This window comes from Candidatus Cloacimonadota bacterium (assembly GCA_011372345.1).
Classification (GTDB): domain Bacteria; phylum Cloacimonadota; class Cloacimonadia; order Cloacimonadales; family TCS61; genus DRTC01.
Genome location: DRTC01000490.1, coordinates 1 through 4845, shown reverse-complemented (window position 1 = coordinate 4845; position 4845 = coordinate 1). Strand labels below are relative to the sequence as shown.

General features: G+C 36.2%; 5 protein-coding genes. All 5 read right to left on the bottom strand.

The annotated features are described in order from the left end of the window. A partial coding sequence (locus tag ENL20_09525) for a phenylalanine--tRNA ligase subunit beta (protein ID HHE38795.1) occupies nucleotides 1-2043 on the bottom strand: 2043 nt, incomplete at its 3' end. Nucleotides 2044-2363: 320 nt separating this feature from the next. Further along, complete coding sequence (locus tag ENL20_09520) at nucleotides 2364-3380, bottom strand: phenylalanine--tRNA ligase subunit alpha (protein ID HHE38794.1); 1017 nt, start codon at nucleotides 3378-3380, stop codon at nucleotides 2364-2366. Nucleotides 3381-3390: 10 nt separating this feature from the next. After that, the gene (locus ENL20_09515; protein ID HHE38793.1) at nucleotides 3391-3750 is read right to left on the bottom strand and encodes a 50S ribosomal protein L20; all 360 of its coding nucleotides are present in this window, start codon (nucleotides 3748-3750) and stop codon (nucleotides 3391-3393) included. A 12-nt stretch (nucleotides 3751-3762) separates the two neighbouring features. Beyond that, nucleotides 3763-3957 carry a 50S ribosomal protein L35 gene (locus ENL20_09510; GenBank protein ID HHE38792.1) on the bottom strand — a complete coding sequence of 65 codons (195 nt, stop codon included), beginning with the start codon at nucleotides 3955-3957 and terminating at the stop codon, nucleotides 3763-3765. A 98-nt stretch (nucleotides 3958-4055) separates the two neighbouring features. Next, nucleotides 4056-4640, bottom strand: coding sequence for a translation initiation factor IF-3 (locus ENL20_09505; protein HHE38791.1), 585 nt, complete (start codon nucleotides 4638-4640; stop codon nucleotides 4056-4058). Between the last annotated feature and the right edge of the window lie 205 nt (nucleotides 4641-4845).

Below are 4845 nucleotides of genomic sequence, written 5' to 3'. Positions count from 1 at the left end.
AGCAAAGACAGGTTGCTCGATCTCAAAATTTTGAGCAATCTTCGGATCTAACTTCCCAAAATCAGCAATGATGGAATTTTTGTAGGATACTTCTGCTGCCAATCCTGGTTGATAATAGGATTCTTTTGAATTTGAGAATTCAACTCCACTTAAACCTAAAATTTCGAGAATATCTTCGACAATTCCCTTAATATCATAAAAATCAACTTTCTTAACAGGTTCTTTCCAATAAACAGGACTTAAATTTCCGGTCATCAAACCGGTTACGAAAAATCTCTCGTTTGCTAATTTACCTTCGCTTTTAATGAAGGTTTTGCTTAATTCAAAAAGTTTCAGATCATGTTTTCCGTGATTGATATTGAAAAGTGCATTTTTTAGAATTCCCGGAAGAAGCATAGATCTCATAATGGAAAAACTACTACCAAGAGGATTCTTGATCTTAACAACATTTCGACGCTCATCATCCTCTTTTATTTTCATCAAATCAAGATAATTCGGATCGGAAAAACTCCAGTTAACCACTTCTGAAAAACCGCAATTCACAAGAAAATCCTGAACTTCCCTTTTCATGTAAAACGAGTATTTGTCCATTATTTTCTGTGGTTTCAGGAAGGTTTCGAGATTGTTATATCCATGCATCCGGATAATTTCTTCGATCAAATCGATCTCGCGAGTCAGGTCTTTTCTGAAAGAAGGGATCTTGAATTGGAGAAGATCATCTTCCTCATCCACTTGCTTCAAACCTAAATTCTCGAGATGTTTTTGGATGGTTTCTTTGGAAAGATCGATCGTAAGTAATTTCCTTGCTCTCGAGGGACGGATCGAGACAATTCTTTCAGATTCCGGATTTGGATATGAATCCAGTTTTCCTTCAAGCAATGTTCCGCCGGCAATTTCCAAAATCAATTGAGCAGTTCTCCTGCTGACAATCTCTGCAGTTTCATCAGCCAAGTCTCTCTCAAATCTATGGGAAGAATCTGTTTGAATTTTAAATTTATTCGCAGTTTTTCTGATAGAGGAATAAAGAAAATTTGCTGCTTCGATCACGACGGTTTTAGTTTTTTTCGTGATATGAGAATTTTCACCACCGATAACTCCTGCGATAGCAATCGGTTTGGAAGCATCTGCGATCACCAGATCATTTTCCTGTAGTTCATAAATATTTTCATCCAATGCAGGAAATTTCTCATTTCCGGAAGCTCTGCGGATAATGATTTTTTTGCCTTCGATCTTTTCATAATCGAAAGCATGAAGCGGATGACCAAATTCCATCATCACAAAATTTGTGATATCAACAATATTATTGATCGGTCGTAAACCAACTGAAATCAATCTCCGCTGCAGCCATTCCGGTGAATCCTTAACCTGCACATTTTGGATAATTCTGGCAGTATAACGGGAACAGAGTTCCGGTTCATTATTCTCAAGTTTTAAAAAATCCTCGATCTTAACTTTTCCAGTCGAATATGTTATTTCCGGAATATTCAAATTAATTTTAAGATAAGCAGCTACATCCCGTGCTATTCCGATAATTCCTAACAAATCCGGTCTGTTAGGTGTTATTTCAGCCTCAAAACAAGTATCGAAACGATCATTTAAAAAAGATGATAAGCTTTCTCCAAGAGGAGCTTTTTCGTCCAAAACCATTATTCCATCGTGATTTTCGGAAATTCCCAGTTCTTTTTCCGAACATATCATACCAAAAGATTCTTCCCCCCGAAGATTAACTTTCTTGATCTTGAACTCACCAATCGAAGTTCCAATAGGAGCAAATGCTATTTTCTGATTGACCGCACAATTTGGAGCTCCGCAAATAACCTGCTTGATCTCGGTTCCATCATCCACTTGGCAAACAGAAAGTTTGTCAGCTCGTGGATGCTGCTTTTTCTCAATTATCTGTGCAACTACAATCTGCTCAAGCTCTTCTCCGAACTTTGTTACACCTTTGATTTCCATTCCCAGGTAAGTTAGTATCTCACTTATTTCATCCGGGGAATGATCAAAGTTTAAATATTGTTTTAGCCAATTATAACTTATATTCATCGTTTATCCGATTTAAATTGTCAGTTTGAGAAATTCTTTCTGTTTTTCTCTTGAAAGATCTCCAGTGATAGATTTACATAAATATTTATAAGATGGAGATTCCTCGTAAGAGAAGCTAGAAGAAATATCGGAATGACAATTCATAGTTTTACTCGTTAATCATGAGAATTGAGTCCACTCTAAAAAGGTCAAATTCAATAAAATTAGAAACCGTTAAAACGGTTAATACTTTTTCCTGTTTCATTAACCGATTCATCAGTTTCCAAATTTCGTGCAAAATTTCATACATATTCCAAATTATTGCCTTTTTTAGAGTGGACTCAGAATTGTTTTAAGAATCTGACATCATTTTCAAACAACATTCTCATATCCGGAATTTTATATTTCAGCATAGCAATTCTCTCGATTCCCAATCCAAAAGCGTATCCGGTATATTTTTCCGAATCTATTTTCAGCATATCGAAAACATTCGGATCGACCATTCCGGAACCGCCCATTTCCAGCCAACCCGAACCTTTGCAGACATTACAACCTTTGCCCCTGCAGTTCACGCAGACAATATCGATCTCTGCACTCGGTTCGGTGAAAGGAAAAAAGTTAGGACGAAATCTCGAACTGATATTTGGTCCGAACATTTTTCTGGTGAAAATATTCAACATATCTCTCAAATCAGCAAAAGTAACATTTTCATCGACAACGAGAGCTTCAAACTGATGAAAAACCGGAGAATGGGAAGCGTCATTATCATTACGATAACACCTTCCTGGAGCAATTATTTTTATTGGAGGTTCATGCTTTTCCATAACTCTGATCTGAACCGGAGATGTTTGCGTTCGGAGTAACACATCATTATCGATATAAAAGGTATCGGTCAGGTCTTTGGAAGGATGATCCGGAGGTGTATTCAAAGCATCAAAATTATGATATTCATCCTCTACATCGAACCCTTCGGCAATATCAAATCCCATACTGATAAAAATATCCTCGACTTCCCTCATAATTTTTGAGATCGGATGCAAACTTCCTTTTTCTCTCCTGCGTCCCGGCATGGTCAGATCGAAAGATTCAGATTGAAGAGTCTTTGCATATTCCAGTTCTTTGATAGTTTTTTCTCGCTCAGCCCACAGTTCTGAAATTTCTGATTTTATCACATTGAGAATTTTCCCAAATGCAGGTCTTTCTTCCTTTGATAATGTTCCCATTTTTTTCATGGAATTCATCAATTCGCTTTTCTTTCCGAGATAACGGGATTTGAATTGAAGTAATTCCTGCATGGAGGAGACTTCAGCTATCTCAATTTTGGCTGATTCCAATATTTTGAGCAGTTCTTCTTTCACCTGAATAAACCTAACTTGCTATTTGTTCTTTGGCTACATCACATAATTTTGCAAAAGAATCCATATCGTGAAAAGCAAGATGAGCCAGGACTTTTCTATCAATATCAACTTCAGCTTTTTTTAACCCGCTGATCAATTTACTATAAGTTAAATCATTCATCCTGGCAGCAGCATTGATGCGAACAATCCAGAGCTTGCGGAAATCTCTTTTACGAACTTTTCTGTCTCGATATGCATATAGCCAACCTTTTTCTACTGCCTGTCTCGCTGTTCTGTATAATTTGCTGCGACCTCCAATATATCCTTTGGCTGCTTTCAGAATTTTTTTCTTTCTTTTTTTTGCTGCGACATTATTTACAGATCTGGGCATAATAAACTCCTTTTAAATTCCCAACATTTTTTTCATACGGGAAACATCAGCACTGTTCACAAGGTCTGATTTTCTTAAATTTCTTTTTAGTTTTGAACTTTTTCTGGTAAATTTGTGACCGGCAAAAGCATGAGACCTTTTCAATTTTCCATTACCTGTCAATTTGAATCTTTTCGTAACCGCTCGTCGAGTTTTCAATTTCGGCATTTTTCCTCCTGATATTTATCCTCCAAGAAATCAAAGCATCACTAAATTTTTTTAGTGAATCTTCGTGGTCCTGGTGGCAATCATTTTTTTACTTAATATTATGTTTGTTCTTCTACTTCGAGATTTTTTAATATTTTCAAAATATCTTTTTTTGGAGCAACGATCATTGAAATTGTTCTTCCTTCGCTTTTAGGTTCGCTATCAATATCAACAATTTCTTTTAATTCTGCGCGAAGCTTTTCCAATAATTTATATCCTAAGTCTTTATGGGCAAGCTGTCTACCCTTGAACCTGACTGTAAATTTAACTTTATGAAGCTGTTTCAGAAATTTTATGGCATTATGTTTTTTAAACTGATAATCATGTTCTTCTGTATTAGGACCAAATTTGACTTCCTTAACTTGAACGATATGCTGTTTCTTCCTTGCATCACGCATTTTTCGTTCTTTCTGGTAATAATATTGCCCAAAATCCATTATCCTGCAAACCGGTGGTTGTGCTTTTGGTGAAATCTCCACTAAATCCAATCCTGCTGTTTCTGCCTTTTTCAATGCTTCGGATATGGGAACAACTCCAACTTGCTTTCCCGTTTCAGAAATTAATCTAACCGATGGAACCCGGATCTGCCTATTAATTCTTTCTCTGGGTGCAACCGGATTTGTTTTTGCTTTTCCTCTCCTGATTCTTAAGAAAATAAAAACCTCCTTAAAAATAAAAAAAAGCGAATGGAAATCCACCCGCTTTTTATATAACAATTTTATTCACATCATTTAACCTTACAAGTGTTCATTTAAAAAAACATCTGCGATGTTTTAGAAACCGTAAGGTAGAAGCGGGTTGCTTCTTTTTCCTTATTTCTCAACACAAATCCGGCTCAAAAAAAAATGT

Excerpts from the sequence above, each read along its gene's own strand:
- ENL20_09515 (HHE38793.1), bottom strand. The coding sequence starts at position 3,750 with ATGCCCAGATCTGTAAATAATGTCGCAGCAAAAAAAAGAAAGAAAAAA.
- ENL20_09510 (HHE38792.1), bottom strand. The coding sequence starts at position 3,957 with ATGCCGAAATTGAAAACTCGACGAGCGGTTACGAAAAGATTCAAATTG.